A 26,139-nucleotide genomic window follows, 5' to 3' on the forward strand; every position below is an offset into this window, starting at 1 on the left:
AGAGCCTCATGAATTCGACAATTGACCGGCGGCAATTGCTGCGCGGCGCGGCTGTGAGCGGCGGCGCGCTGGCGCTTTCCGCATGGATGCCGGCCTGGGCACAGACCAACTCGCCCGGCCTGACCCGCGATCTGCCCGTCGTGTCGGGGGAGGACATCCGGCTCAGGATCGCGCACCAGATGCTGACGATCGACGGCAGGCAGGGGCATGCCATCGGCATCAACGGCACCGTTCCCGGCCCGCTGGTTCGTCTGCGCGAAGGGCAGACGGTCCGCCTGCATGTCGACAACGCGCTGGACGAAGACAGCTCGATCCACTGGCACGGGCTGATCCTGCCGTTCCACATGGATGGCGTTCCCGGTGTCAGCTTCCCCGGGATCAAGCCGCGCTCGACCTTCATCTACGAATTCCCGATCGTCCAGTCGGGCACCTATTGGTACCACAGCCATTCCGGCCTTCAGGAGCAGATGGGGCATTACGGCCCGATCGTCATCGATCCGGAGGGCGCCGACCCGATCGCGTCGGATCGCGAGCATGTGATCGTGCTGTCCGACTACAGCTTCATGCACCCGCACAAGATCTTCCAGAAGCTCAAGCAGATGGGCGGCTATTTCAACCGGCAGAAGCTCACCGCGACCGATGGCGAGCCGATGTCGATCAAGGACCGGCTCGAATGGGGCCGGATGCGGATGGACCCGACCGATGTCGGCGACGTGACGGGCTCGACCTACACCTACCTCGTCAACGGACACGGACCGCGCGACAATTGGACTGCGCTGTTCCGGCCGGGCGAGCGGGTGCGCCTGCGCTTCGTCAACGCGTCGGCGATGACGACGTTCAACGTGCGCATCCCGGGGCTCAGGATCACCATCGTCCAGTCCGACGGACTTCCGGTACGCCCGGTCGCGGTGGACGAGTTCCAGATCGCGGTCGCCGAAACCTATGATGCGATCGTCGAGCCTGTCGATGATCGCGCCTACACGCTGGTCGCCGAAAGCGTCGACCGCTCGGGCATGGCGGTCGCGACGCTTGCGCCACGTCCCGGAATGGCCGCCACCGTGCCGCCGCTGCGCAAGCGTCCGCTCGCGACGATGACCGACATGGGCATGGGCGGAATGGACCATGGCAGCGGAGGCGGGTGCACGCCCGAACATGCCGCGATGGGCCATTGCACAATGCCCGAGGCCGGCGCCGCCGATCATGCGGGAGCGGAGAAGGCCCCTGCGATGGACCACGGGATGCGTGACTTCTCCGTCGCGCCGGGGGTCAAGAAGACCCCGACCGTCCAGTCGATCTCGCCGATGCCGGTCGACCGGATGGGCGATCCGGGCCAGGGCCTGGCCGATGTCGGCCACCGCGTGCTCACCTATCGCGATCTCGTCGCGGTCGAGCGCAACCCCGATATCCGCGCACCCGAGCGGGCGATGCGCATCCACCTCACCGGCAACATGGAACGCTATATGTGGGCGTTCGACGGCGAGAAGCTGTCGGAGGTGAAGGCGCCGATCCCGTTCCTCGAGGGCGAGCGCGTGCGCGTGACGCTCGTGAACGACACGATGATGGGCCACCCCATCCATCTGCACGGCCATTTCTTCGAACTGGTGACCGGGCATGGCGACTTTGCCCCGCGCAAGCATACGGTGAACGTCCAGCCGGGCGGAACCGCGACCTTCGACTTCACCGCCGATGCGGTGGGCGACTGGGCGTTCCATTGCCATATGCTCTACCACATGCACGCCGGGATGATGCAGGTCGTGACGGTGCGTCCGCGGGAGGACGCGGCATGATCCGGCTCCTTTCCGTCGGCGCGGTGTTCGGTGCGCTGATCGCGGCGGTGCCCGCACTCGCGCAGGCGCATGGCGGACACGGACAGCAGGGCGCTTCGCCGACCCTTGCGCCCAAGCCCGCCGCATCCGGCTGCACGCCCGAACATGCAGCGATGGGACATTGCACGATGCCGGAGGCCAAGTCCGGGACGCCGCCAGCCGCAGACGATCCTGACTGCCCCGCCGAGCATGCCGCGATGGGCCATTGCACCCCAAAGGCGCGGCCATCCGAAGATGCGGCCGGCACCGCCTTGCCTGCGGGCGATGCACCCGCGCCGCGCCCGGTCGCGGCCAACTATGCCGACCGCGTCTGGGGCGCCGACGCGATGCAGCCCGCGCGCACCCAGCTCCGCCGCGAGCATGGCGGCGGCACCTTCAGCCAGGTCATGCTCGACCTCGCCGAAGTGAAGATCGCCCAGGGCCGCGAAGGCTACGGGTTCGAAGCCAATGTCTGGTACGGCGGCGACATCAACCGCGTCGTCTTCAAGGCGGAAGGCGAGGGCGAGTTCGGCGAAGCGATGGAGGGCGCCGAGCTGACCGGGCTCTACAACCGCGCGATCGATCCCTATTTCAACCTTCAGGCCGGTATCCGCCAGGACGTCGGTGCCGGTCCGGACCGCACGCATGCGGTGGTCGGGGTCGAGGGCCTTGCCCCCTACTGGTTCGAGGTCAGCGGCTATCTGTATCTGTCGACCGAGGGGGAAGTGACGGCGAGCGTTGCGGGGGAGTATGACCAGCGCCTCACGCAGCGGCTGATCCTCCAGCCCAAGGTGGAGTTCGACCTGTCGGCGCAGGACATGCCCGAACTCGGGATCGGGTCGGGGCTGACCGGGGCCGAATTCGGCCTGCGCCTGCGCTACGAGGTCGCCCGCGAATTCGCCCCCTATGTCGGTGTCGTCCACGAACGCAAATTCGGCCGGACGGCGGATTATGCGCGCGCCGCAGGCGAGGACCGGGCCTCCACCAACTTGGTTATGGGCGTTCGCGCCTGGTTCTGATGTCCCACTGCACCGGTTCTGCACATCCAGAAGACCGAAATCGCATGATGGGCTGCGCAACGGCTGCGCAACGTTGCCGCAAACCTCCCTGCGAAAGGGAGGATTTCAATGGACCTTCTCGGATCTGTCCGCCGCGGGCGGTTCGTCTGGCTCGCCGCCGCTGCCGCCTTGCTTGTCGCGCTCGGCGACGTCCTGTTCTGGCAATATGGCTTCCATGGCGGGCAGTTCGGCGGTTACCTGATGGCCCTTATGCTGATGGCCGTCGCGGTGCGCCCGGCGATGTGGCGCGACGGCCGGGCGATGACGGCGGCGGCGATGGCGATGCTGTTCGCCGCTGCGATCCTGCTCGATCCGGGCTGGCTCGCGCTCCTGCTGTTCATGACCGCTTCCGCAATGGCGGTGCTGCTTCCCGCGACCGGCCGGTTCGACGATGGCTGGCGCTGGTTCCAGCGGTTGCTGCTCCACGGGCTGCGCACGCCGCTCGCGCCATTGCTCGATCTGCTGCGCGCGATGCGGACGCGCCGCCGGCGCAAACGCGGCGGGCCCGGCCTGCCTCGCGGGCTGGCCGTTTTCGCTCTGCCTGTCGCGGGCAGCGCGGTGATCCTGATGCTGTTCGCCTCGGCCAACCCGGTGCTCGACCGGTTTCTCAGCGGCCTGACCGAATTCGAGCTTTCGCTCCTGAGCATTGCTCGCGCGATCCTGTGGTGCGGGTTGCTGCTGCTCGCCTGGCCGCTCCTGCATCCGCGCCCGCGTCAGAAGCTGTTCGGCACGTTCGACGGCTCGGGTGACTTGCCGCTGCCGGGCGTATCGGTCGCGTCGGTGACGCTGTCGCTCGTCGCGTTCAATCTCCTGTTCGCGCTGCAGAACGCCATGGATATCGCCTATCTTGGCGGGCTGCTGCCGATGCCCGAGGGGATCACGCTCGCCGAATATGCGCATCGCGGCGCCTATCCGCTGATCGCCACGGCGCTGCTCGCCGCGGTGTTCGTGCTGGTGACATTGCGTCCCGGATCGACCACCGCCGCGGTCCCCTTGATCCGTGGGCTGGTGATCCTGTGGATCGCGCAGAATCTGGTGCTGGTCGGTTCCTCGATCCTGCGCACGATCGACTATGTCGAGGCCTATTCGCTGACCGAGTTCCGCATGGCGGCGCTGGCCTGGATGGCGCTGGTCGGGCTGGGGCTGGTCTTCACCTGCTGGCGCATGCTGACCGGCAAGAGTGCGAGCTGGCTGATCAACGTCAACCTTGCCGCTGCCGGGCTGGTGCTGACCGCGTTCAGTCTGACCGACACCGCGGCGATTGCGGCCAAATGGAACGTACGCCATGCGCGCGAGGCCGGGGGCAGGGGCGCCGAACTCGACCTTTGCTATCTCAACAATCTGGGCGGACCGGCGCTCGCGGCGCTGATCGAGTTGGAGCAGCGCCCGGATCTGCGGCCCGACTTCCGCGAACGTCTGCAGAGCGTGCGCAGCGAAGTGCACCACCGGCTGCAGCACGACATTGCGGAAGGCGGTTGGTCGTTGCGCGCCGCCCGACGGCTCGCGTCCGCCGATGCAGCGGCCTTGCCCAAGCCCGTGCCGCTCAAGCCGGGGGTACGCGGATGCGATGGCGCGATCATCCCCCCGGCCGAACCGCCCGCAATGCTCGAAGGGCCCCCGGTCGCGGTGCCTGCCGGCTCCGCCGCCGAAGCAACGGCGCGGGCGGCGTCCGAAGCGGCCCGGCCCGCCGCATTGACAGCGGAGCCTGAGCAATGATCAAGTGCCCCATGCCGCGCTCGATCCTGATCGTCGACGATGATCCGCACATCCGCCAGCTTCTGGTCTTCGCCTTCGGCAAGGCCGGGCTGGAGACGGTCGAGGCGGGCGATGGCGAGGAAGCGCTGGCGGCCGTCGCGCGTCAGCGGCCGAGCCTGATCGTGCTCGACATCAACATGCCGCGCATGGACGGGCTGGAAGTGTGCCGGCGGCTGCGCGCAGCGGGAGACGTGCCGATCCTGTTCCTGTCCTCGCGCGACGACGAGATCGATCGCGTGCTGGGCATCGAGCTGGGCGGTGACGACTATGTCGTGAAGCCCTTCTCGCCGCGCGAAGTGGTGGCGCGATCGATGGCGATCCTGCGCCGCACTGCGGCCACGCCGCCGCCGGTCGAGAACGTGGCGAAGCTCGATTATGGTGGTCTCAGCATTGATGCCGACGCCTGGTCGGCAAGCTGGCAGGGTGTCGAGGTGCCGCTGACCGTGACCGAGTTCACGATCCTGCGGACGCTCGCCTCGATGCCCTCGCGCATCTTCTCGCGCGACATGATCATCGACCGGCTGCACGGGCCCGGCTTCGCGATTACCGATCGCACCGTCGACAGCCATGTCCGCAACCTGCGGCGCAAATTCGCCGATGCCGGTTGCGGAGACCTGATCGAGACGCGCGCCGGGGTCGGCTATCGCCTGGGGGCGTGCAAGGGGACGATCGCGGCGGCATGATCGCCCGGCTCAAGGCCTTGGTCGCGCGGCACTGGCCGGTGCTGCGGCTGCGCACGATCCTGTTCGGCACCTTGCTGTTCGTCGCCGCGCTTCCGGGCTTTGGCGCGATCTTCCTGCGCGTGTACGAGAACGCGCTGGTCCGCCGCACCGAGGCCGAACTGGTGGCGCAAAGCGCGGCGCTGGCGGCGAGCGCGGCAGTGCTCTGGGCGCCCGCGCATTCCGTACCTGCAGGCGATCCCGGCGGGGAGACCGCGCCGGACGATCGCAGCCGCAGCTATCGCGAACAGCCGACCGAGGTCGATCTGCGCGCATCGCCGATCCTCCCGCCCCGGCCCGCGGCGGCGCCCGCAACCGTCGCGCCAGAAGCAGCCGCACTGGCGGTCGCCGGCCGAATGGTGCCCGCCTTTCTCGAGACCAAGCAGGCGACCTTGTCGTCGATCGTCATGCTCGACCGCAACGGCATCGTGCTGACCGGGCCGGACAAGGGGCGCTCCTTTGCAATGCTCCCCGAAGTGCGTTCGGCGCTCTCGCGCGCGCCGGCCACCGTGCTGCGGCAGAATGAACGCTATGCCGCGCGCTATCCCTTCGAATGGCTGAGCCGCGCTTCCAATCTCCGCCTCCATCATGCCCGACCGATCGCGGCGGGCGGGCAGGTGGTGGGCGTGCTGCTGGTCTCGCGCTCGCCGCGCGCGCTGTTCCGCGGCATCTATGAGGATCGCGGCAAGATCGCGCTCGGATTCGTCCTGATCCTGATGACGCTTGTCGTCCTCTCTGGCGTTCTTTCGCGCGCGATCGTCCGGCCGATCGAGAATCTGAGCCGCACCACCCGCGCGCTGGCATCGGGTCGGCGGGTCGAGCCGCCGCGCCCATCGCTCCAGGTGGTCGAGATTCGCGCCCTGTTCGACGATTTCGAGATCATGGCGGACAGCATCGACAAGCGCTCGCGCTATCTGCGCGACTTCGCCTCCTCGGTCAGTCATGAGTTCAAGACGCCGCTCGCCGGCATCGGCGGCGCGATCGAGCTGCTCCAGGACCATGGCGGCGAGATGACCGCGGCCGAGCGCGAGCGGTTCCTGCACAACATGGCGGGCGATGCCGAGCGGCTGTCGCGACTGGTGCGGCGTCTTATGGAACTGGCGCAGGCGGATCTGCACCAGCATGATGCCGAGCCGCGTGCGGCGCTGGCCCCGGTCCTCGCCGCGGTCGCCGATGGCTTGGGCGGCGACGGCTTCGCGATCCGCTTCGTGCTGCCCGAGGCGCTGCCGCTGCTCGCCATCGATGGCCGCACGCTCGAGGCGATCCTGACCACGCTTGCCGACAATGCGCGTCAGGCCGGGGCGTCGGAACTGGCGATCGCGGTGCGGGTCGAAGACGATGCTGCGCTGCTCGACCTCACCGACAACGGACCGGGGATTGCGCCGGGCGACCGCGACCGGATCTTCGACCCCTTCTTCACGACCAAGCGCGCGACCGGCGGGACCGGGCTCGGCCTGTCGATCGCCCGGTCGCTGATGCAATCCTATGGCGGCACGCTGCGGCTGCTCCCATCCGATGGCGGCGCGCATTTCGAGCTGGCGTGCGGGCTCGTTCCTGCGAAGCCGCGACACCCGGCCTGAAGCTTCAGACCAGCGCCTCGAACCTGAAGTTGGTGAACTTCGTCTCGCCCTCGCCCGCCGAATAGAGGCCGGGGCGCAGCATCAGGAAGCCGCCGCGGACATTGTGGTGGTAGCCTGAAACCTCCATGCCGCGGTCGAAACGCGTCCAGGTCTTCCCGCCGTCGCTCGACGTGTCGAAGGTCACGATATGGCGGTTGTTGGTGACCCGCATCCGCATCTTGCGTCCATGCGGATTGGCCGGGCGGCCGCGCTCGATGCCATATTGGTGCGTGACGAAGCGCGTCTCGTCAAAACCCAGGCCACAATAGAGCTTCTCGTCATAGAAGAGGATCAGCCCGGCGGTGCCGCCCGGTGCGATCTCGATATCGCATTCCAAGCGATAGCCGGGGTCGCCCGCGATCAGCAGCAGCGGCGATGATGAGGATGGCGCGGTCCCGCGGCCCTTGAGGATCAGCGACCCGTTCTCGACCCGGGCGCGGGTCTGCTCGTCCGCGGCGGGCTTGAAGAAGTTCCACTTGGTGCCGATCGCGAGGCGGCTGAAATCGTCCGACAGCGCCATGCCGTGCGGCCCCGCTTTCTCGCCGCCCTTGGGCTTGGCGATCGGCCGGGACAGGTCGCCGCCTTTCATACTGAACCAGCCGTCTGCGGTCCATTCGACCGGATCGAGCAGCGTCTGCCGCCCGAGCGTCCAGTAACCGTTCTCGAAGCCGTGATAGACTGCCCACCAGCCGCCATCCGGTCCTTCGACCAAAGTCGCATGGCCGCGCGACCACCATTTCTCGTCGATCGACGTCGTGCGCACCAGCGGATTGCGCGGGCAATTCTCCCACGGGCCGTTGATCGACCTGGAGCGCGCCGCGATCACCATATGGCCGGTCGGCGGCCCCGCGGTGCCGCCGACCGCGGTGATCATGTAGAACCAGCCATTGTGGCGCGTGATCTTCGGCCCCTCGGGCGCGAACCCCTCGACGATCCAGTCGCTGGGGTAGCGCCAGGGATCATAGACATGCTCGGGCTCGCCAATGCGGCTGAGACCGTCGTCCGACAGGCGTACGCGATCGCCGCCCGACAGGAACAGCCAGCGCGACCCGTCCTCGCCCACCGCATGGCCAGGATCGATATGGGCAGGGAGCTTGAGATCGACCGGATCGCTCCACGGCCCTTCGATCTTGTCGGCCCAGATCACCCAGCTCGTATTGGGGTTCTTGGTCGGTATGTAGAGATAATAGCGGCCCTTGTGCTTGCAGAGCTCGGGGGCCCAGACCGATCCGATGTTTCGCGTCAGCGCAGCGCCGACCGGGCGCCAGTTGATCAGGTCGCGCGAGTGCCAGATGACCAGCCCCGGATAGGAATCGAAGGTCGAGAAGGTCATGTAATAGTCCTTCCCGTCCTTGAGGATCGTCGGATCGGGATGGTCCCCCGCCATCAGCGGGTTGAGGAACCGGCCGTCGCCAAGGTCCGGGATCCGCTGGTTGTCGAACCCGCGCTTCCAGTCGGGCACGGGTGCCTTGGCCGCACCGGTGCGTGGGGCGGCGCTCGCCGGGCCAAGAAGAGTGGCGCTGCCAGCAAAGGCTGCGCCCATGATGTGGCGTCGGTTCAGATGCATCCCGCGATCCCTGGTTCAATGCGGTTGGATGAGCAGGCCTTTGGCCCATTCGACGAACAGGCCGGGCCAGGCGGCGACCGGTTTGTCCGCGGTACCGCGCAGGCCAAAGCCATGGCCGCCGCGGGCGAACAGATGCGTCTCGACCGGAATTCCCTTTGCGCGCAGCGCAGCGCGCAACAGGACGGCGTTCTCGACCGGCACCGTCGCATCGTCCTCGGCATGGAGGAGAAAGACGGGCGGCGCGTCTGCGGGGACGTTGAGGTGCGGCGAATGCGCCCGCTCGAGCGCGGGGCTCGCATCCTTGCCGACCAGCTTCTCGCGTGAGCCCGGATGTGCGTCCGGGGCGGACATGCTGACCACGGGATAGACCGGCGCCGCGGCGGCGGGACGCGCAGACAGCGCGTCGGCGCCATCGACCGGGTCGTAGGTGCGCACGGCAAAGCGGGTGAGCAGATCGGCGCACAGATGCCCGCCGGCGGAAAAGCCCATCGCCGCGACCCGCGCAGGGTCGATGCCGTAGGTGCGGGCGCGGTGGCGGATCAGCCGCATCGCGCGCTGTGCGTCGGACAGCGAGACATCGGGCCCCGCGGCCCACCCTTCGCCGGGCAGGCGGTAGAAGAGGACGAAAGCGGTAAAGCCGCGCGCCGACAGCCAGCGACCGAGCTCATAGCCTTCCTTGTCGATCACGATCCGGGTGTAGCCGCCGCCGGGCATGATCATCACCGCGGCGCCATTGGGCTTTTCGGGACGGAACACCGCCATGCGCGGCCGGGCGATGCCGCTCACCGCACGATCGGCGAAGCTCTGGCCCATGCCGCGTTCGACGACGGTTTCGACCGGCGGGGTCGCGGGCATGCCCGGTGCGCCATTGGGCCACAGGTCGATCGTCTCTGCAGGGTCGGGCAAGCGCGCCGGCCCCGGCATTCCGGTGGCCGGCGGCGCGGTTTGGCCAAGGGCGGCGGAGGCGAACACCGCCCCGCCGCCCGCAGCCGTTAGAAAAGCACGGCGGCCGGCCCGAAAAAGCCTCTCGTTCCGGTCCGCCATACTCCCCCTCTCGGTCACATCTTGAAGCGCGCGCCGACCAGGATGGTGCGGCCGAAATGGTTGTTCTCGTAATTCCGCTGCGCATCGAGGTCGGTGTAGCGGAAGCGATACTCGTCGGTCAGGTTGACGCCCTCGACCGACAATTCGATCGAGTCCGTCACCTTGTAGCGGATCGAGGCGTCGATGTTCAGCGTATCGCCATAGCCTTCGAACACGTTGCCGGTGGCTGAATTGGCATCGACATAGCCCTCGCGATACGAGGCGCTGACGCGCGCCGAGAAGCGCTTGTCTTCATAGTAGAGGGTGCCGTTGACCGCCGACTTGGACAGGCCGAACAGCGTGCTTTCGCGATTGGCCTGGACGTTCGGCCCCATGTTGCAGACGCCCGCCGTCGTCGTGGGAACGCAGGCGTTCACGATCGGCCCGTTGACGCGATAGATCGCGCTCGAATCGATCAGGGTGACGTTCACGATGCCGCCGAAGTTGCTGAGGAAGCCCGGCAGGAACTTGAACGGCGCCTGCAGCGACAGTTCGATACCCTTGAGGTTGGCGCCCGTGCCGTTGGTGATCGAGGTGATGTTCCAAAGCCGGCCCTCGGGGTTGACCGCGGCGGGCGAACTGGGCGGGATGATCGAGGTCGGCAGGCCGGTCGAGGCGAAGGTGCCGGTGCGCGTCACGCCCAGCGGGAAGCTCTCGACATCCTTCTTGAACAGCGCGACCGAGAAGATCGACTGCGGCGCGAAATACCATTCGAAAGCGATGTCGAACGCGGTCGCGCGGAACGGCTCCAGGAACGGATTGCCGAAGTTCACATTGTAGTTGAACCCGTCGATCGTTCCGCCCGGCGTCAGGTTGCCGAGCGACGGACGCGTGATCACGCGCGAGACGGCGCCGCGGATGATGATGTCGTCATGCGGGAACAGCGCGATGTTCACCGACGGCAGCCAGTCGTCATAGTTGCGTTCGACCGTCACGGGCGTGCCGCTCGACAGGCCGGTCGAGCTCTGGTCGGTATGGACATAGCGAATGCCGGCGTTGAGCGCGTAGCGCAGCCCGAGCAGCTCGCCCTTGGCGTCGAACTGCAGATAGCCGCCCTTCACTTCCTCGATCACGCTGCGGGTGTTGCCCGCATCGACCGCCGGGGTGCGCGAATAGAGCTTGGTGAATGCCGCCGCTGCCGGGATGTTCGGGATCAGGAACTGGTTGGTGTTCCCGCTCGGCTGGCCGGCGTTCCCGAGCGTGAACAGCTCGCCCATATTGCCGACCGGGAAGCCGTAGACCGCGGTCGGGCCGAAGGCCGAGGAAGGCGAGCAGGTGAGGGTGCCCAGGACGCGGTCGACGCCACCATTGCCGCACACCACGGTATCGCGGGTGAACGCCTTCGAATCGAAGCTGAAGCGGCGATAGACACCGCCCGCCTTCACCGTGAGCGCGTCCGGCACGACATCCCATTCGGTGTTGAGCTGTGCCGTGCGGAACTTGTTGGTGACGTTGGACGGACGATCGCGAATCTCGGCGAGCTGGAAGTTCGCGGGATCGGTCACGCTGGTGCCGAAGGTCAGCTTGGGCGACTTCATGTCGCGATAGTCGTAGCTGTAGTTCTGCGCATCGCGGTCGTCGAAGACGAAGGTCGTCTCGACCGGCACGTCGGCGTTCGATTTCGAAATGCCGCCGCTCAGCGTGAAGCGGAAACGCTCGCCGACCTGCTGCTTCCAGCTGCCGCCGATCTGGTAGAATTCGGTCTTAGACTGCTTCAGGAAATGTTCGGTGCGGACCCATGCGTCGTTGAGCGTCGCCGCGATCATGTTGTTGTTGCTGTCATAGACCGGGTTGACCACATCGATCGAACGCTCGTTCGAACGCAGCAAGACCTCGCCCCATTTCTCTTCGCGGTTCTCGCTGAAGCGCGAATAGAGGCCATCGATCGAAACCTTGGTCGCGTCGCTCGGCGACCATTGGACGCCCGCGGTGATGCCCAGCCGCTCGCGGTCGTGGCGAACCTCGCCATAGCGCGGAATGCGCGGGTGGAAGGCGAGGGCGGCCTGATCGCATGCCGCGCTCTGGCGATAGACGCCGCCGGCATTGGGCTGTGCCGCGGTGTTGGTCGCGCTCGCCTGGAAACAGGGCGTGCCGTTGACCGAGTCGAACCGCGCCTGCGACCAGCGCACCGTATTGTTGCCCAGTTCGAGCGTATCGGTCTTCTGATAGGCGGCCGAGACCGATGCGCCGAAGCTGCCGTCGGGCGACTTCCATGCCAGCAGGCCGGCGACGCGCGGACCCCAGTTCTCGGACAGATCGTTGTAGCTGCCCTGGGCGGAGGCGACGAAGGTGAAGCCTTCCTTGCCCGCCAGCGCGTTGCCTGTGTTGAGGTCGACCACCGCGCCCAGCGATCCCTCGTCCAGTTCGGCCGACGCGGTCTTGTGGACGACGATCGAGTTGAACAGCTCGGAAGCGAAGACGTTGAAGTCGAAAGCGCGGTCGCGGTTCGACGCCGCACCGTCATGGCTGGTCGCGATCGTCTCCAGCCCGTTCACGCGTACGCGCGTGAACTGTGCGCCCAGGCCGCGCACGGTGATGCCGCGGCCTTCACCGCCGTCGCGCTGGATCGAGATGCCGGGAATGCGCTGGAGCGACTCGGCGAGGTTCTGGTCGGGGAATTTGGCGATGTCCTCGGCGACGATGGCATCGACCGCGGCGACCGATTCGCGTTTCACATTGAGCGCGGCGTCGAGCGAGGCGCGGAAGCCCGAGACGACGACTTCCTCGGGCTCTTCGGCGGCGGGATCGGCGGTCTGCGCATCCTGTGCCTGAGCTGCGGTAGCGATAACAAGAACGGATGCGGCGGTGAGCAGCCGCGCCGCCCGGCGGCGTAGAGTGACACGCATGAAACTTCCCCTCTCAATCGGCGTCAGATGACACCGGTAGCTATTCGATGCCTGCTGCCGTCCGACAGCGGGCAAAATGACTTTCGGGAGGGGTGCCTTGCCGCGATTCGCGGCGAAATCAGCGCGATCCTCCCGTTTTCGCCGCGTTATCGCGGTCTCGCACCGGTAATTTCCGCTTGAGAAACCGGTGTCATTGGCACATTGTTCGCGAAAGGCGCCCATGTCAAGAAGGTGCTTGGAAGGATGGGTATGGGGTTCCGCCCCCGATCGACGGCGAGAGAGGGATGCCGGATGCGTGTGATTCTGCTGATTCTAGGGGCGCTGCTGCTCGCCGCTGCGACTGCGCCGCCGCCCGCGATCCTGATCTTCAGCCACACCACCGGGTACCGGCATGCCTCGATCGAGCCTGCGGCCATAGCGATCGGTGCAGCGGCGAAAGCCGCGGGCTATGCCGTCACCACGAGCGAGGATCCGGCGCTGTTCGACGACGCCGCGAAGCTCCGGGGCTTCAAGGCGATCGTGCTCCTGAACACGACGACGCGGCCGAAGGAGAATGCGTCGGGCGAATGGCTGATCGGCGCGCGGCGCGATGCGCTCCAGGCCTTCGTGCGGGGCGGCGGTGGCATCGTCGGCATCCATGGCGCTGCGGATTCGCACTATAACTGGGACTGGTACGGCCGGATGATCGGCGCGCGCTTCGCACGGCACCCGTCGGGGACGCCCAGGGGCAAGCTGACGCGCGCCGGGCTGGATCACCCGTCGATCCGTGCCCTGTCCGAATCGTTCGAAGCGGTCGACGAATGGTATTGGTTCGACGATCTCGATCCGCGGCTGCGTCCGCTGCTGCTGCTCCACCCCGCATCGATCGGTGAGAAGGGCGCCAACCCGCGTCCGATCGCCTGGGCGCACAGCTTCGAGGGCGGACGCGTCTTCTACACTGCGCTCGGCCACACGCCCGAGGCGTGGTCGGATCCGCGGATCGTCGGCCATGTCATGGGCGGGCTCGACTGGACGATCGGCCGCGGCGCACGGCCGATGGTGGTGATCGACGAGGCCGCCAAGCAGCGCGACGAACCGCCGCCGCACGGCAGGATCGGGATGAGCACCGCATGGCGCATCACTGACGGCGTGCCCGGCCGGATGATGGAATATCGCAAGCGCGCGCTGCATCCCGGCGCGGCGATCGGTGTCCATCCGATCGACCATGACGAAGTCTATGCCGTCGTCTCCGGCGAGGGCGAGGTCGTCTCCGACGGCAAGACCGCGAAGCTCAGGCCCGGCATGACCGCCTATCTCTACGCCGGCGCACAGGTCGGTATCCGCCAGACCGGCAAGGCGCCGCTCGTTCTCATCATCAGCTATCCGCTCGAGAAGGTTCCCCAGCAATGATCTCACGCCGCACCCTGCTTGCCGCCTCGGCGACGCTTGCGTTCACCCCCGGCACCGCCGTGTCGCGGACCGTGTCGAAGGGTGAGATCGCCGAGACGATGAAGCGGGCGACGCGCTTCATGGTCGAGAAGCTGGCGTATCGCGGCGGCTATCTCTGGTCCTATCTGCCTGATCGCTCGCGCGTGTGGGGCGAACTCGAAGCGTACAAGACGATGGTCTGGGTGCAGCCGCCGGGCACCGCGACGATGGGGCATCTCTATCTCGACGCCTATAGCGCCACCGGCGACGACTATTATTATCAGGCCGCGGCCAAGGCGGCCGAGGCGCTGATTGCGGGCCAGCTCCCCAAGGGCGGCTGGAACTATTTCATCGATTTTGGCGGACCGGCTTCCACGAAGCGCTGGTACGACACGATCGGCAGAAACGCCTGGCGCATGGAGGAATTCCAGCACCATTGGGGCAACGCCACCTTCGACGATCAGGGCACGGGCGAGGCGATCCGACTGCTGATCCGCATCTATGCCGAGAAGCGCGAGAAGCGGTTCAAGGCGGGTCTCGACAAGGCGATCGGCTTCATCCTCGCAAGCCAGCTTCCCAATGGCGGCTGGCCCCAGCGCTGGCCCCGCGTGCCCGATGGCGGGCTGCACGGTCACCCGGACTATACCGGCCTCATCACCTTCAACGACGGCGTCATCCACGACAATATCGATGTGCTGCTGACCTATCATCAGGCGATCGGCGACCCGCGCATCTTGCCTGCGATCGAACGTGCGATGGATATCTACCTCAAGACCCAGCAGCCCGCACCGCAGGCCGGCTGGGGCCTGCAGCATACGATGGACCTGAAGCCCGCGGGCGCCCGCACCTACGAGCCCAGGGCGCTGGTCACGCATGCGACAGCGTCGAACATCGAACAGCTGCTGAACTTCTACAAGCTGACCGGGAATGCCAAATATCTGGCGCCCGTCCCCGCTGCTCTCGACTGGCTCGAAAGCGTCCGTCTTCCTGCCGAATTGCAGCAGGGCGGCCGACAGTTCCCCACTTTTGTCGAGATCGGAACCAACAAGCCGCTCTGGGTGCATCGCCGCGGATCGAATGTCGTCAACGGCGACTATTATGCCGACGACAATCCGGAGCACACGATCGGCCATTACAATGCCCGCCGCTCGATCGACACCGCCAGGCTGCGGCGCGACTATGAGACGTTGCGCGCGACGCCGGGCGGGGTGGCGTCGAAGGAGTCGCCGCTGCTCAAGGGGCGTCAGCCGCTGGCGAAATACTGGCTCGCCGCGGTCGAGCCTGGATCGGACAAGAATGTCGCCGGCGGCAAGGATGCCAGGGCGCTGGTCGGAACGCTCAATGCGGAGGGCTGGTGGCCGACCCAGCTCAAGGCAATGAGCCATCCCTATACCGGCCCGGGGGCGAAGACCGTGGCCGCGGGCGATTTCCGCTCCACCGATGTGGGCGACATCACGGATACTTCGCCCTTCGATGTCGAGAACGGCCCGATCGGCATCTCGACAGGTACCTATATAGATCATATGATCACACTAATAGGCGCCCTGCGGAGCGCCTCATGACATAGGAGGTGGCATGCCCGGGCGGGTCGTTTGCGTAGCGTTGCTGGCTGTGGCCGGCGCAACTCCAGCTCAGGCCGCCACGTCCAGCGATCCATGGTATGTCCGCGAGGACTTCAAGCCCGTGCGGCGCATCGCGATCCGGATCGCCAACGACCTCGATCAGCCGGTGCGCGCGACGCCGGTGGTGATCACTCCGGCGCAGATCCCCGAGCTAGCGGGGATGCACGAGCTGACTGTGACGCTGGTCGATCCCAGGGGCACGCCGCGTCCGGTCCCCACCAAGGAACAGCTCGCGGTGATGGGGCCGCATGGAATCCGGCAGGAGGCGAACGGCCGCCAGCTCGACCTGCAGATGGACGATCTCGACAAGGACGGCGTGTGGGACGAGCTGTTCTTCCAGGCCGATCTCAAGCCGCGCGAGACGCGGACCTATTATCTCTATCTCGGCTTCCACCAGCGCGGCTGGAACCCGCACGGCGCGGCGGCCACGATCGGCAGTTATTCGCGGCACATGGTGCCCTTCTGGGAATCGGGCAATGTCGGCTGGAAGCTGTGGTTCCCCGACAGCGCCGACGTGTACGGCAAGCGCAGGAACATCCTCGTCGCGCCGCAGATCCTGACCAACAACTGGGACGGCTATGCCGTGGCCTATGTCGATCCGGCCTATGGTTCGGACATCATGTCGGTCGACGACAGCTTCGGCGGCGGCGGGATCGGGCTGTTCGAGACGCCGGGCAGCGACCATGTCTCGCGCCCGCGCTTCTCGCCCAATGCCGATGCGGCCGAGCGCTGGAACACCAGCCAGCTCAAGGACACGCGCTACGCGTTCGAGGTGATCGTCAACGGCCCGCTGCGCGCGATGGTGCGGATCAAGACGATGAACTGGAACACCGGCAAGGGCCGCTATGCGCTCGAACAGGTGTACACCGCCTATGCCAATCACAATTATGCGACGGCGAAGGTGCAGTTCCATCAGTGGCAGCCGGGTGGGAAGGGCGTGCAGTTCGCCGCCGGCATCCGCAAGAAGGCGGGCGAGACGCTCGGGCTACGCCAGGGCGGCGTGGTGGTGACCACTGCGCCCGAGGCGATCCGCAATCCCGACGATACGGACTCGACGCAAAACGCGCTGACCGTCGGTTATGCCGGGATCGGGCTAGTGGTGAAGGACAGCTATGGCGCGAAGCATGTCGCGGTGGCGCAGCAGCAGGGCAATGAGCTGTTCCGCTTCCCGCAGCGGGCCGACGGCAAGTACGAATACATGCTCGCCGCCGGCTGGAGCGAGGGTGAGGTGCTCAAGACCGCCGCCGAGTTCCGCGACTATGTGGTCGGCGTGGCCAAGGAATATAACACGCCCGCGCGGCTGGCGGGGTTCGAGGTGCAGGTGAAAGAGTAAGGCAGCTACTGAACGCTACGTCCCCGGCTGCACATACGGCACCCGCGCGAACAGCTCGCGCTGCCATTGGCGCGGATCGTTCGCCACGCGGCTCCGCGCGTCGAAGAGCATCGTCTGGCGCTGGGGCAGGGTATGCCTCGGCCACACCGGCACGCCCGCGCCGTTGGGGTCGCCCTTCGCGGCGAGATTGACGAACGCGCGCATCATGGTGGCCGACGCGGCCTGCGCAGCGGGGCCGGTGCCGGAGACGGTGCCCTCCGCCCCGATCGTGCCGAACACCAGCGGGATGTCATGCGTATGCGCGGCGCCGCGCTCCGGTTCGACCGGCGAGGTGAAGTCGAGCTGATAGACCCAGGCGGGGACGCCGGCCCTGGCGCGCTCCTCCGCCTCGATCACCTGCCCGCGCCAGCTGCGTCCCGCGGTGGTCGCGGCGTAGAAGACCTCGGAGGGCAACCAGCCCGGGAACTGTTTGCGATACTCGGCCACCACCCATTCGGGGTGCGCGTCGATCCGCAAACGGGGCGCGATCCGCTCGGCGAGGTTGCTCCAGTCGAGCGTGCGCACCAGTTCGGACCTGGGATCGTCGAAGGCCCGCGTCTCATCGCGCGTGTTGCCGAGGATCAGCGGAATGCCGTTGCCCAGCGGATTGGCGTCGGGCCAGAAGGGGTGGCGGGTCAGCCACTTCATGTCGAGCACCGGACCCATATAGACCCCGCCGCCCAGGATCGGATCCTCGGCGCGCAGGCCGTCGATCAGCTTCTCGACCGGCATGTCGACCAGATCGCCGGGCCTGGCCTTGAGCCGGTCGAGCAGCGCCTGCGCGCGGCGCGTGGCGTTGAGCGGCCCGCTTACCGTCACCTGCTGGCCGGACATCGTCGCCGCGCGGTGAAACAGGCCCTTGGCGGCTGGCATTCCCATCAGCGTCGCGATCTTGGCGCCGCCGCCCGACTGGCCGAAGACCATGACGCGGCGCGGATCGCCGCCGAACCCGGCGATATTGTCGCGCACCCATTGCAGCGCCAGGATCAGGTCGAGCTGGCCATTGTTGCCGCTGTCGGGAAACCGCGGGTCGAGCCGGGCGAGGTAGAGATAGCCGAGCGCGTTGAGCCGGTGGTTGACGGTGACGACGACCACATCGCCCTTCTCCGCCAGCGTCGCCCCGAACACCTGCGGCTCGATCACCGTGCCGTTCGAATAGGCCCCGCCGTGGAAATAGACCATCACCGGGCGGCGGGCCTTGGCGTTGGCTTCCGGCGTCCAGACGTTGAGGAACAGGCAGTCCTCATGCTGGTTGGCGATTCGGCTCGACTGCGGGCAGCTTGCGGCGAAGCTGGTGGCGCTCAGCGTGTCGCGGCTGGCTTCAGGCGCGGTGGCGGGACGGAAGCGGGCACGGCTGGTATCGTTGCCATAGCGGATGCCGAGAAAGGCCTGAACGCTGCCCTCGCGCTTGCCCCGCCAGCGCCCGGTCTTGCCGGTTGCGACCGGGTCGGCCTGCGCGAACGCGGCAGGGGGCAGGACGGTCAGTGCCGCGCTTGCCCCCAACAGCGTCCGCCGGTCGATCACCGCCGCCTCTTCATCGACGCACGTCCAGCCCGCCTTCGAGGAAAGCGTCGATGTCCGCCTGGCGGAACAGGCTGGCGTCGCCCGGGAGCGAATGTTTGAGGCAGGTGAGCGCGAGGCCCGAGGCGACGGTGCCTTCCAGATCCTGACCCGACAGCACGCCATGCAGGATGCCCGCGGCATAGGCGTCGCCGCCGCCGATACGGTCGATGATCCCGGCGACCACGACTTCTTCGGTCTGGTAGCCGCGCTCGGGCGTGTCGACGCGCGCCGCGATGCGGTGCCGGTCGGCATCGTCGACATGGCGCGCGGTCGAGGCGATGCGCTTCAAATTGGGGAAGGCGGCGAAGGCAGCTTCGGCGGCCTCGCGGCGGCGGTCGGCGCCATCGCCGGAGAAGGTCTTGCCGAGCAGCAGCGAGACGTCGCGATGGTTGCCGAACATCGTGTCGGCAAGGCTGACCAGTTCGGTCAGCACGGCGCGGGGATCGCTGTCCCACGCTTCCCACAGCCTTGCGCGGTAATTGCCGTCGAAGCTGATCGCAACGCCCAGTTCCTTCGCGGCGCGCGCGGCCCGAAGCGCGGCCTCAGCCGTCGCCGGGCCGAGCGCGGGGGTGATGCCCGAGAGATGCAGCATGCTCGCGCCGCTCAGCAGCGTCTTCCAGTCGAACGCGTCGGCCGGGGCGTTGGCGAAGGCCGAATCCGCGCGGTCATAGACGATGTCCGACGCGCGCAGCCCGGCGCCCTGCGTCAGGAAGTAGAGGCCCATGCGGCCGTCGCGATATTGCACACCGCTGGTGTCTGCGCCCTGCGATCGCACGAACTGCACCGCGGCGCGGCCCAGCGCATTGTCGGGCACCGCGCTGACCATCGATACCGAATGGCCCAGATTGGCAAGGCCGATGCCGACATTGGCCTCGGCACCGCCCACGACCACGTCCAGCCGCGGCGTCTGCATCAGCAGCTCGCGCCCCGGAGCGGTCAGGCGGAGCAGCAATTCCCCGAAACAGACGATACGGCCGGCCATGATGTCTCCTCGCTTGTCCTGGCGTTCAGCGCGCCAGCCAGCCGCCGTCTACCGCGAGGATGTGTCCCTGCACATAGTCCGATGCGCGCGAGGCGAGGAAAACCGCCGCGCCGCCCAGATCTGCCGGGTCGCCCCAGCGGCCCGCCGGGATGCGCTCCATGATCTGGCGGTTGCGCGTCTCGTCCTTTTGCAGTGCATCGGTGTTGTTGGTGGCGATATAGCCGGGCGCGATCGCGTTCACCGTGATGCCCTTGCTCGCCCATTCATTGGCCAGCAGCTTGGTCAGGCCGCCGACGCCGCTCTTCGACGCGGTGTAGCTCGGCACGCGGATGCCGCCCTGAAAGGTCAGCATCGATGCGATGTTGATGATCTTGCCGCCGCCATTCGCAATCATGTGGCGCGCCGCCGCCTGGCACAGGAAGAACACCGACTTCAAATTGGTGTCCATCACCGCGTCCCAGTCTTCCTCGGTGAACTCGACCGAATCCGCACGGCGGATGATGCCGGCATTGTTGACGAGGATGTCGAGGCCGCCGAGCTTCTCCACAGTCTCGTCCACAACCCTTTGCACAGGCTCGATCGTGGACAGGTCGGCGCTGACGATCTCCGCCTTGCGGCCGAGCGCGCGGACCTTTTCCACCGTTTCGGTCGCGGCGGAGCGGCCGACCGCGGCGATGTCCGCGCCCGCCTGTGCCAGCGCGAGCGCGATGCCCTGGCCGATGCCGGTGTTCGCGCCGGTGACGACCGCGACGCGGCCGGTAAGATCGAAGGGATTGGTCATGGAAAGCTCCGGGAGTGGCGTTACGCCAGCTGGCAGATGTCCAGCACGTTCATGTCGGTATAGTCCTGATTCTCGCCCGCCATCGCCCAGATGAAGGCATAGGCCTTGGTCCCCGCGCCCATATGGATCGACCAGGGCGGGCTGATGACTGCTTCCTCATTCTGCATCACGATGTGGCGGGTCGCCTCGCCCTCGCCCATGAAATGCATCACGCGGTCGGTGTCGGCATTGTCCAGCTCGAAGTAGAAATAGATCTCGCTGCGGCGCTCATGGATGTGCGGGGGCATGGTGTTCCACACGCTGCCGGGCTTGAGCACCGTCAGGCCCATCACCAGCTGCGCGCTCTCGCACACGCCGGGAATGACGAGCTGGTAGATGGACCGCTCGTTCGATTCCTCCAGGCTGCCGCGGTCGAGCCGGTTGGCGTCGGCGATCCCCAGCTTGCGCGTCGTGAACGCCTGATGCGCGGGGCAGGAGACGAGGTAGAAGCGCGCGCCATCGCCCGAGAATTGCACGTCCGCCGCGCCCATCGTCACGTACAGGCAATCCTTGTTGCCCAGCGTGAATGCCTCGCCATCGACCGTCACGACGCCCTGCGCGCCGCCGACATTGACCACCGCAAGCTCGCGGCGCTCGAGGAAGGGATGCCCCGCCGCCGACGGCGGCTCGGTCTGGTCGGGCAGCTTGACGCTGCCCGACGCCACCGCGACGCCGCCGATCACCATGCGATCGGCATGGGTGTAGTTGAGCACGCACTCCCCGTCGCGGAACAGGCCGCCGATCAAATAGCGGTCGCGCAGTTCCTCGTTCGATACGCACGCCATCATGTCGGGGTGCGTGGCGTAATAGGTCCGGTCGAACATGGCGGCTCCCTTTCAGTCTGCCGGCGGCGCGTGGGGTCAGGCGAGTGCCGGTTCGGCGGTCACGCTCTTGAGATACGCGCTGATCTCCGCGTCCTGCGAATTGGCGTAGAAATAGTCGGCGAACTTCTCGCCCGCGATCGCCGCGCGCAGCAGGTCCTGATCGACGCTCTTCAGCACGGTCAGCATGTCGTGGCAGCTCGCGGCCTTGAGATCGGCCAGGATGCCGCGGTTCTTGCGCATGATCTCGGCGCGCTCCTTGGGATAGCCCAGGCCGCGCTCGCCGTCGAACAGCTTGCGGTAGACGTCCTGCAGGTTGAGTTCGGCTGCCCAGCCAAAGCCCTTGGCATAGGGCATCGAGATGGCGTTGCCGTCGTTGATCCGGCCGAACAGGAAGGCGTCGGTCGGATCGATGACCAGGCCGCAGAACACGCCGGGCATCGCGTTGCACGCCAGCATCGATCCCATGCCGGTGCCGCAACCGGTGACGACGAAGTCCGCCGCCTTGGAATTGAGCAGGATGCCCGCCAGCAGGCCGTTCATCACATAGGTCAGCGACGCGCTGTCCTCGGCCGAATACATGCCATAGTTGAACACCTGATGGCCCAGCGGCTCGGCGACGGCGGTCAGCGCGTCGTTGATGATGCCGTTCTTGGCGGCCTGGCTGTTCTCGGTGATCAGCGCGATCTTCATGTCGGATTCCTTATGCGGGGTTCGGTGGAGCGGGGGTCAGGCGGCCTTTACGGCGGTAAGGGGCTGGTCGAGCTTGTAGGCTTTGCGGACGAGCCCGTTGGTCAGCTCATAGGCGAGTTCCGCGGCCTCCCAGTCCTGCATCCGCCCCTCGGCGACGAGGCGGGCAAGGAAGGCGCAGTCGACGCGGCGCGCGACATCGTGCCGCGCGGGGATCGAAAAGAAGGCGCGGGTGTCGTCGTTGAAGCCGACGGTGTTGTAGAAGCCCGCGGTCTCGGTGGTCATCTCGCGGAAGCGGCGCATGCCCTCCGGCGAATCATGGAACCACCAGCTCGGCCCGAGCCGCAGGCAGGGGTAATGCCCCGCCAGCGGCGCCAGCTCGCGGGCATAGGTGCTCTCGTCGAGGGTGAAGAGGATCACCGTCAGGCCGGGCTCGTTGCCGACCACGTCGAGCATCGGCTTGAGCGCATGGACATAGTCCGTCCGCGTCGGGATGTCGGCGCCCTTGTCGCGGCCATGGCTGTGGAACAGCTTGGCATTGTGGTTGCGGCACGCGCCCGGATGGATCTGCATCGTCATGCCATCCTCGACGCTCATCTTCGCCATCTCGGTCAGCATCTGCGCGCGGAACAGTTCGGCGTCCGCCGCGTCCCACTTGCCCGACATGATCCGCCCGAACAGCGCCTCGCTCTCGGCGGTCGACAGGTTGGCGGTCTGCGCGGTGGCAAAGCCATGGTCGGTCGCGGTCGCGCCCGCGATGCGGAAGTCGGCGCGGCGCTTGCGATGCGCGGCGAGATAGCCCTTCCAGCTGTGCACATCCTCGCCGGTCAGTCCGGCGAACGCCTCGAGCGCGCCCTTGAACGCCTCGTGCTCGACATCGATCACCGAATCGGGGCGATAGGTCGTCACGACCCGGCCGCCCCAGCCCGACCGCCGGATCGCGGCGTGATGCTCGAGCGGATCGTCGGCGCCTTCGGTGGTGGCGAGGAAGTCGATCTTGAACCGCTCGAACAGCGCGCGCGGGCGATAGGCGGGCGTCGCCAGCGCTTCGTTGATCGTGTCGTAATAATGATCGGCGGTGCCGCTATCGAGCAGCCGTTCGATCCCGAACACCTCGGCGAAGACATGGTCGAGCCACATGCGCGACGGCGTGCCGCGGAACAGGTGGTAGTTGCTCGCAAACAGCCGCCACGCCGCGCGCGGATCGGTCGCCGGCACGCCGTCGATCCGCGGCACGCGCAGCGCGTCGAGGTCCACGCCCTGCGAATAGAGCATGCGGAAGACATAGTGGTCGGGTGCGAGGAACAGCTCGGTCGCATTCTCCCACGCATCGTCGGTCGCGAACCACGAAGGATCGGTGTGCCCGTGCGGGCTCACGATCGGGAGGCCGGCGATCTCCTTGTACAGGTCGCACGCAATGGCGCGGGTAGTGGGTTCGGCCGGAAACAGCCGGTCCGGATCGAGTGCCAGGGGACGCACTTTCACATTCCTCTTACATGATGTGTCCAACCCGGTAACCGGTGTCAGACCGGATTTCAACCGAAGTCTCGAATGCATGTTCTTGTGCCCCGCACGCACGTCGGGCCGCTGCGCGGTCAGTCTGACCCCGGACCATGCCGATCGCAAGCCGTGTCCTCGCCGCTATCGGACTGCACGTGCGGATTCGGGGATGGGTCACGCGTGGCGCGTCGTCGGCGCACTTGCGCTTAAGTCACTATAAGTCCAACCTATATCGCTTATCGGCATAGTGGAAGGTGAAGTGTGGGTTTGTCGACAGCGGACTCGCTCGAACGGGCGTCGAGCCATATCTCGTTCCAGCAACTTGCCGACGCCATGCCGCAAATGGTCTGGTCGACGCTGCCCGACGGCTCGCACGATTACTATAATGCGCAATGGTACGCGTTCACCGGCGTCCCCGAGGGGTCGACCGATGGAGACGGGTGGAACGGCATGTTCCACGCGGACGATCAGGAGCGGGCGTGGGGGCGGTGGCGGCACTGCCTGGAAACCGGCGAACCCTATGAGATCGAATACCGGTTGCGGCACCATAGCGGCGTCTATCGCTGGACGCTGGGTCGCGCGCTTCCGATTCGCGGCGAGGATGGCACGATCGTCCGCTGGGTCGGCACCTGCACCGACATCGACGATCAGAAGCGCATCGCCGAGCAGAACCAGATCCTCAGTCGCGAGCTCAGCCACCGGATCAAGAACATCTTCGCGGTGGTCAACGGGCTGATCGGGCTGTCGGCGCGCCAGTTTCCCGGGATGACGGGCTTCGCGCAAAAGCTGCAGGAGCGGGTGGCGGCGCTGGGCCGGGCGCATGAGTATGTGCGTCCGCACAGCGAGGAAAGCTTGCCGCACCCCGGCGCGCCGACGCTCAAGGAGCTCTTCGCCCGGCTCCTCAGCCCTTATCCGGCGCTGGACGAAGGCCGGCTGGTCATCGAAGGCGACGATCATGCTGTGGACGATCGCGCGGCGACCCCGCTCGGCCTGGTCTTTCACGAACTGGCGACCAATGCCTCGAAATATGGCGCGCTGGTGACGCCCGAGGGCCGGGTCCGGCTTTCGGTGCGCGTCGAGGGCGATCAGGTGGAGTTGCGCTGGGACGAGGAGGGCGGACCGGGAATAGCACAGGCGCCCGATCTGTCTGGCTTTGGAACCCGATTGACCGAGATCAGCATCACGCGCCAGCTGGGCGGCACGCTGGAGCGCGATTGGGCGCGCGATGGCCTGCGCGTGCGAATCCTCTTGCCGGCCCGCGCGCTGAGCCGCGATTGAGCCTGCGGCCTATCCGAAGCAGCGAAGCGTGGGCGGTGCTTCCGCCGCTTCGCCTCTCAGGCGGCGCAGCGCAAAAGCGACGGCCGAAATGAGGCTCGCCTTGTCGGTGGGCTTGGTGAGAACGCCGATCGTGCCCGAGATCCCGTCGCCCAACAGGCGCGGGTTGGCGGTGATGAAAAGAACCCCGGCCTTTTGCTCATTGGCCAGGCGTTCGCCGATCTGGGGACCGGTCAGGCCGTCGCGCAGGTTGAGATCGACCAGCGCGAGATCGATCTTGCGATCGGCATAGGCGAGCGTACCGGGAAGGTCTGCGGCGACCCCGATGACGTCATAGCCTTCGTCCTCGAGAATGCTTTCCATCTCGAGGGCAACCAACATCTCGTCTTCGACAATCAGAATTGACGCTGTCATACCGCAAAAATCCACTCAACTCCTTGATGGTTCCCTAATCGGCGGCCGGGATCTTATCGCGAGGCACCGGCTATTCAACCGGCGGCGCGACCGAAGCCCTGCGGATCAGCGTCGAGACGAACAGCGATTCCCCGCTTTCCTCATCCTCGCCATCGCCGATCAGCTTCAGTGCCGCCGCCCGCGCCATCGTCGCGATCGGCCAGCGCACCGTGGTGAGCGGCGGCCACAGATAGGAAGCGATCGAGGTGTCGTCGAAGCCGACGATCGACAGGTCGCGCGGCACGTCCAGCCCGCGCTGACGCGCGGTGTGGAGGACGCCCGCCGCCATCGCGTCGTTCGAACAGAACACCGCGGTCGGCCGCGGCGAGAGGTCGAGCAGGCGCTCGGCCGCGCGCATCCCGGATTCGAACGTATAGTCGCCCTGCGCGATCAGCGTGCGCTGGATCGGGATATCGGCATCGTCGAGCGCGGCTTCATAGCCCTGGCTGCGCTCGAGCGCCGAGCGGAAGCCGTGCGGGCCGAGGACCAGGCCGATGCGCCTGTGCCCGTTCTCGACCAGATGCGCGACCGCGCCCCGCACGACTTCGCGGTCGTTCGACGCGACCATATGCTCGGGATCGTCGAAGCTCGCCGACCCCATGCGGACATAGCGCGCGCCGATCTCCTGGCAGAGCGCGGCGAGCGAATCATTCTCGCTGATCGGCGGCAGGATCATCACGCCGTACGGGCGCTGGCGCTCGAGGAAGCGGCGGATATCGTCGAGCATCGTCGTCGATCCGCGGTCGACCGGGTGGACGATCAGCTCGAACTCGGTGTCGCGCAGCACTTCGAGCAGCCCCTGCTGGACGTTGAGCACCATATGCGGGTTGGGGTTGTCGTGGATCAGCCCGATCAGGAAGTTGCGGCGCAGCGCCAGCGCGCGCGCCTGCGGGTTGGGAACGTACCCGATCTCGGCGATCACCTTCTCCACCCGCTCGCGCGTCTCCTCGTTGAGAAGGGGGGAGCGGTTGATCACGCGGCTGACGGTTTTCTTGGAGACCCCCGCCAGTCGCGCTACATCGTTGATCGTCGCCTGCGCGCTTTTCTTCATGGATAGGGTCCAAACTTAACTAGGACGTGGAGCATGATGGCGCTCTGCGGGTTCGTGGCGAGGAGTGGCGCCGAAGGCGGGCCGGTTGGCCCGTCGAGGGGCTGCGACGCGGCCACGGATCTGCAGAGCGC

The 26,139-nt window shown here is 66.8% G+C and carries 20 protein-coding genes and 1 pseudogene; 10 read left to right on the plus strand and 11 right to left on the minus strand.

All coding sequences use genetic code 11. The features are described 5' to 3' along the window. Nucleotides 1–8 precede the first annotated feature (8 nt). The 5 genes from BDW16_RS14585 to BDW16_RS14605 all read left to right on the plus strand — a co-directional run bounded on the left by BDW16_RS14585 (nt 9) and on the right by BDW16_RS14605 (nt 6,917). Nucleotides 9–1,787: a copper resistance system multicopper oxidase gene (locus BDW16_RS14585; protein WP_066573029.1), complete on the plus strand. Its 1,779-nt coding sequence runs from the start codon at nt 9–11 to the stop codon at nt 1,785–1,787. Then, nucleotides 1,784–2,824 carry a copper resistance protein B gene (locus BDW16_RS14590; protein ID WP_083954141.1) on the plus strand — a complete coding sequence of 347 codons (1,041 nt, stop codon included), beginning with the start codon at nt 1,784–1,786 and terminating at the stop codon, nt 2,822–2,824. Before BDW16_RS14585 ends, BDW16_RS14590 begins: the two co-directional genes overlap by 4 nt. Before the next feature lie 108 nt (nt 2,825–2,932). Next, nucleotides 2,933–4,579: a DUF4153 domain-containing protein gene (locus tag BDW16_RS14595; RefSeq protein WP_083954142.1), complete on the plus strand. Its 1,647-nt coding sequence runs from the start codon at nt 2,933–2,935 to the stop codon at nt 4,577–4,579. Further along, nucleotides 4,576–5,301, plus strand: a complete 726-nt coding sequence (locus BDW16_RS14600; protein ID WP_075152945.1) for a response regulator transcription factor — start codon at nt 4,576–4,578, stop codon at nt 5,299–5,301. The genes BDW16_RS14595 and BDW16_RS14600 overlap by 4 nt, the downstream gene beginning before the upstream one ends. Next, nucleotides 5,274–6,917, plus strand: coding sequence for a sensor histidine kinase (locus BDW16_RS14605; RefSeq protein WP_241230470.1), 1,644 nt, complete (start codon nt 5,274–5,276; stop codon nt 6,915–6,917). The genes BDW16_RS14600 and BDW16_RS14605 overlap by 28 nt, the downstream gene beginning before the upstream one ends. Nucleotides 6,918–6,921: 4 nt before the next feature. Here BDW16_RS14605 and BDW16_RS14610 read toward each other — a convergent pair whose 3' ends face one another. The 3 genes from BDW16_RS14610 to BDW16_RS14620 are packed head-to-tail and all read right to left on the minus strand — an operon-like array spanning nt 6,922 to nt 12,452. After that, nucleotides 6,922–8,523, minus strand: a complete 1,602-nt coding sequence (locus tag BDW16_RS14610; RefSeq protein ID WP_066573032.1) for a family 43 glycosylhydrolase — start codon at nt 8,521–8,523, stop codon at nt 6,922–6,924. Between the two features lie 15 nt (nt 8,524–8,538). Beyond that, nucleotides 8,539–9,567 (minus strand): alpha/beta hydrolase, encoded by a 1,029-nt coding sequence (locus BDW16_RS14615; protein WP_083954143.1) that lies wholly within the window; start codon nt 9,565–9,567, stop codon nt 8,539–8,541. Nucleotides 9,568–9,581: 14 nt separating this feature from the next. Then, the gene (locus BDW16_RS14620; protein ID WP_066573037.1) at nt 9,582–12,452 is read right to left on the minus strand and encodes a TonB-dependent receptor; all 2,871 of its coding nucleotides are present in this window, start codon (nt 12,450–12,452) and stop codon (nt 9,582–9,584) included. Nucleotides 12,453–12,743: 291 nt separating this feature from the next. Here BDW16_RS14620 and BDW16_RS21690 point away from each other — a divergent pair. The 4 genes and pseudogenes from BDW16_RS21690 to BDW16_RS14635 form a co-directional block, all read left to right on the plus strand. Continuing rightward, a pseudogene (locus tag BDW16_RS21690) lies at nt 12,744–13,454 on the plus strand (ThuA domain-containing protein); the annotation flags it as partial. Beyond that, nucleotides 13,446–13,841 (plus strand): cupin domain-containing protein, encoded by a 396-nt coding sequence (locus tag BDW16_RS21695; RefSeq protein WP_066573881.1) that lies wholly within the window; start codon nt 13,446–13,448, stop codon nt 13,839–13,841. The pseudogene BDW16_RS21690 and the gene BDW16_RS21695, both read left to right, overlap by 9 nt. Then, nucleotides 13,838–15,421, plus strand: a complete 1,584-nt coding sequence (locus tag BDW16_RS14630) for a pectate lyase (protein WP_066573039.1) — start codon at nt 13,838–13,840, stop codon at nt 15,419–15,421. Before BDW16_RS21695 ends, BDW16_RS14630 begins: the two co-directional genes overlap by 4 nt. 13 nt (nt 15,422–15,434) lie before the next feature. Then, nucleotides 15,435–16,814: a DUF4861 family protein gene (locus tag BDW16_RS14635; RefSeq protein ID WP_083954145.1), complete on the plus strand. Its 1,380-nt coding sequence runs from the start codon at nt 15,435–15,437 to the stop codon at nt 16,812–16,814. A gap of 15 nt (nt 16,815–16,829) precedes the next feature. Here the strand turns inward: BDW16_RS14635 and BDW16_RS14640 are convergent, their stop codons facing one another. From BDW16_RS14640 to uxaC, 6 genes are read right to left on the minus strand one after another with little or no spacing between them, the layout of a single operon-like run. Beyond that, entirely contained in the window at nt 16,830–18,377 is a 1,548-nt protein-coding gene (locus BDW16_RS14640; RefSeq protein WP_066573043.1) for a carboxylesterase/lipase family protein, read from the minus strand. Nucleotides 18,378–18,387: 10 nt separating this feature from the next. Beyond that, a complete protein-coding gene (locus tag BDW16_RS14645; protein WP_066573047.1) occupies nt 18,388–19,398 on the minus strand; it encodes a sugar kinase in 1,011 nt (336 codons plus the stop codon). Between the two features lie 25 nt (nt 19,399–19,423). After that, nucleotides 19,424–20,179: a 2-dehydro-3-deoxy-D-gluconate 5-dehydrogenase KduD gene (kduD, locus tag BDW16_RS14650; protein WP_066573049.1), complete on the minus strand. Its 756-nt coding sequence runs from the start codon at nt 20,177–20,179 to the stop codon at nt 19,424–19,426. A gap of 20 nt (nt 20,180–20,199) precedes the next feature. Continuing rightward, nucleotides 20,200–21,042, minus strand: coding sequence for a 5-dehydro-4-deoxy-D-glucuronate isomerase (kduI, locus tag BDW16_RS14655; RefSeq protein WP_066573051.1), 843 nt, complete (start codon nt 21,040–21,042; stop codon nt 20,200–20,202). 36 nt (nt 21,043–21,078) lie between these two features. Then, entirely contained in the window at nt 21,079–21,732 is a 654-nt protein-coding gene (locus BDW16_RS14660) for an RpiB/LacA/LacB family sugar-phosphate isomerase (RefSeq protein WP_066573053.1), read from the minus strand. Between the two features lie 36 nt (nt 21,733–21,768). Continuing rightward, the gene (gene uxaC / locus BDW16_RS14665) at nt 21,769–23,208 is read right to left on the minus strand and encodes a glucuronate isomerase (RefSeq protein WP_066573060.1); all 1,440 of its coding nucleotides are present in this window, start codon (nt 23,206–23,208) and stop codon (nt 21,769–21,771) included. 282 nt (nt 23,209–23,490) lie between these two features. On the opposite strand from uxaC, the gene BDW16_RS14670 reads away from it, so the two are divergent. Next, a complete protein-coding gene (locus BDW16_RS14670; RefSeq protein WP_241230471.1) occupies nt 23,491–24,507 on the plus strand; it encodes a PAS domain-containing protein in 1,017 nt (338 codons plus the stop codon). A gap of 9 nt (nt 24,508–24,516) precedes the next feature. Here BDW16_RS14670 and BDW16_RS14675 read toward each other — a convergent pair whose 3' ends face one another. Both BDW16_RS14675 and BDW16_RS14680 read right to left on the minus strand, forming a co-directional pair. Then, a complete protein-coding gene (locus tag BDW16_RS14675) occupies nt 24,517–24,918 on the minus strand; it encodes a response regulator (protein ID WP_066573065.1) in 402 nt (133 codons plus the stop codon). Nucleotides 24,919–24,988: 70 nt separating this feature from the next. Beyond that, nucleotides 24,989–26,008, minus strand: coding sequence for a LacI family DNA-binding transcriptional regulator (locus BDW16_RS14680; RefSeq protein WP_066573068.1), 1,020 nt, complete (start codon nt 26,006–26,008; stop codon nt 24,989–24,991). Nucleotides 26,009–26,139 lie beyond the last annotated feature (131 nt).

Source organism: Sphingomonas koreensis (genome assembly GCF_002797435.1).
Taxonomy (GTDB): domain Bacteria; phylum Pseudomonadota; class Alphaproteobacteria; order Sphingomonadales; family Sphingomonadaceae; genus Sphingomonas; species Sphingomonas koreensis.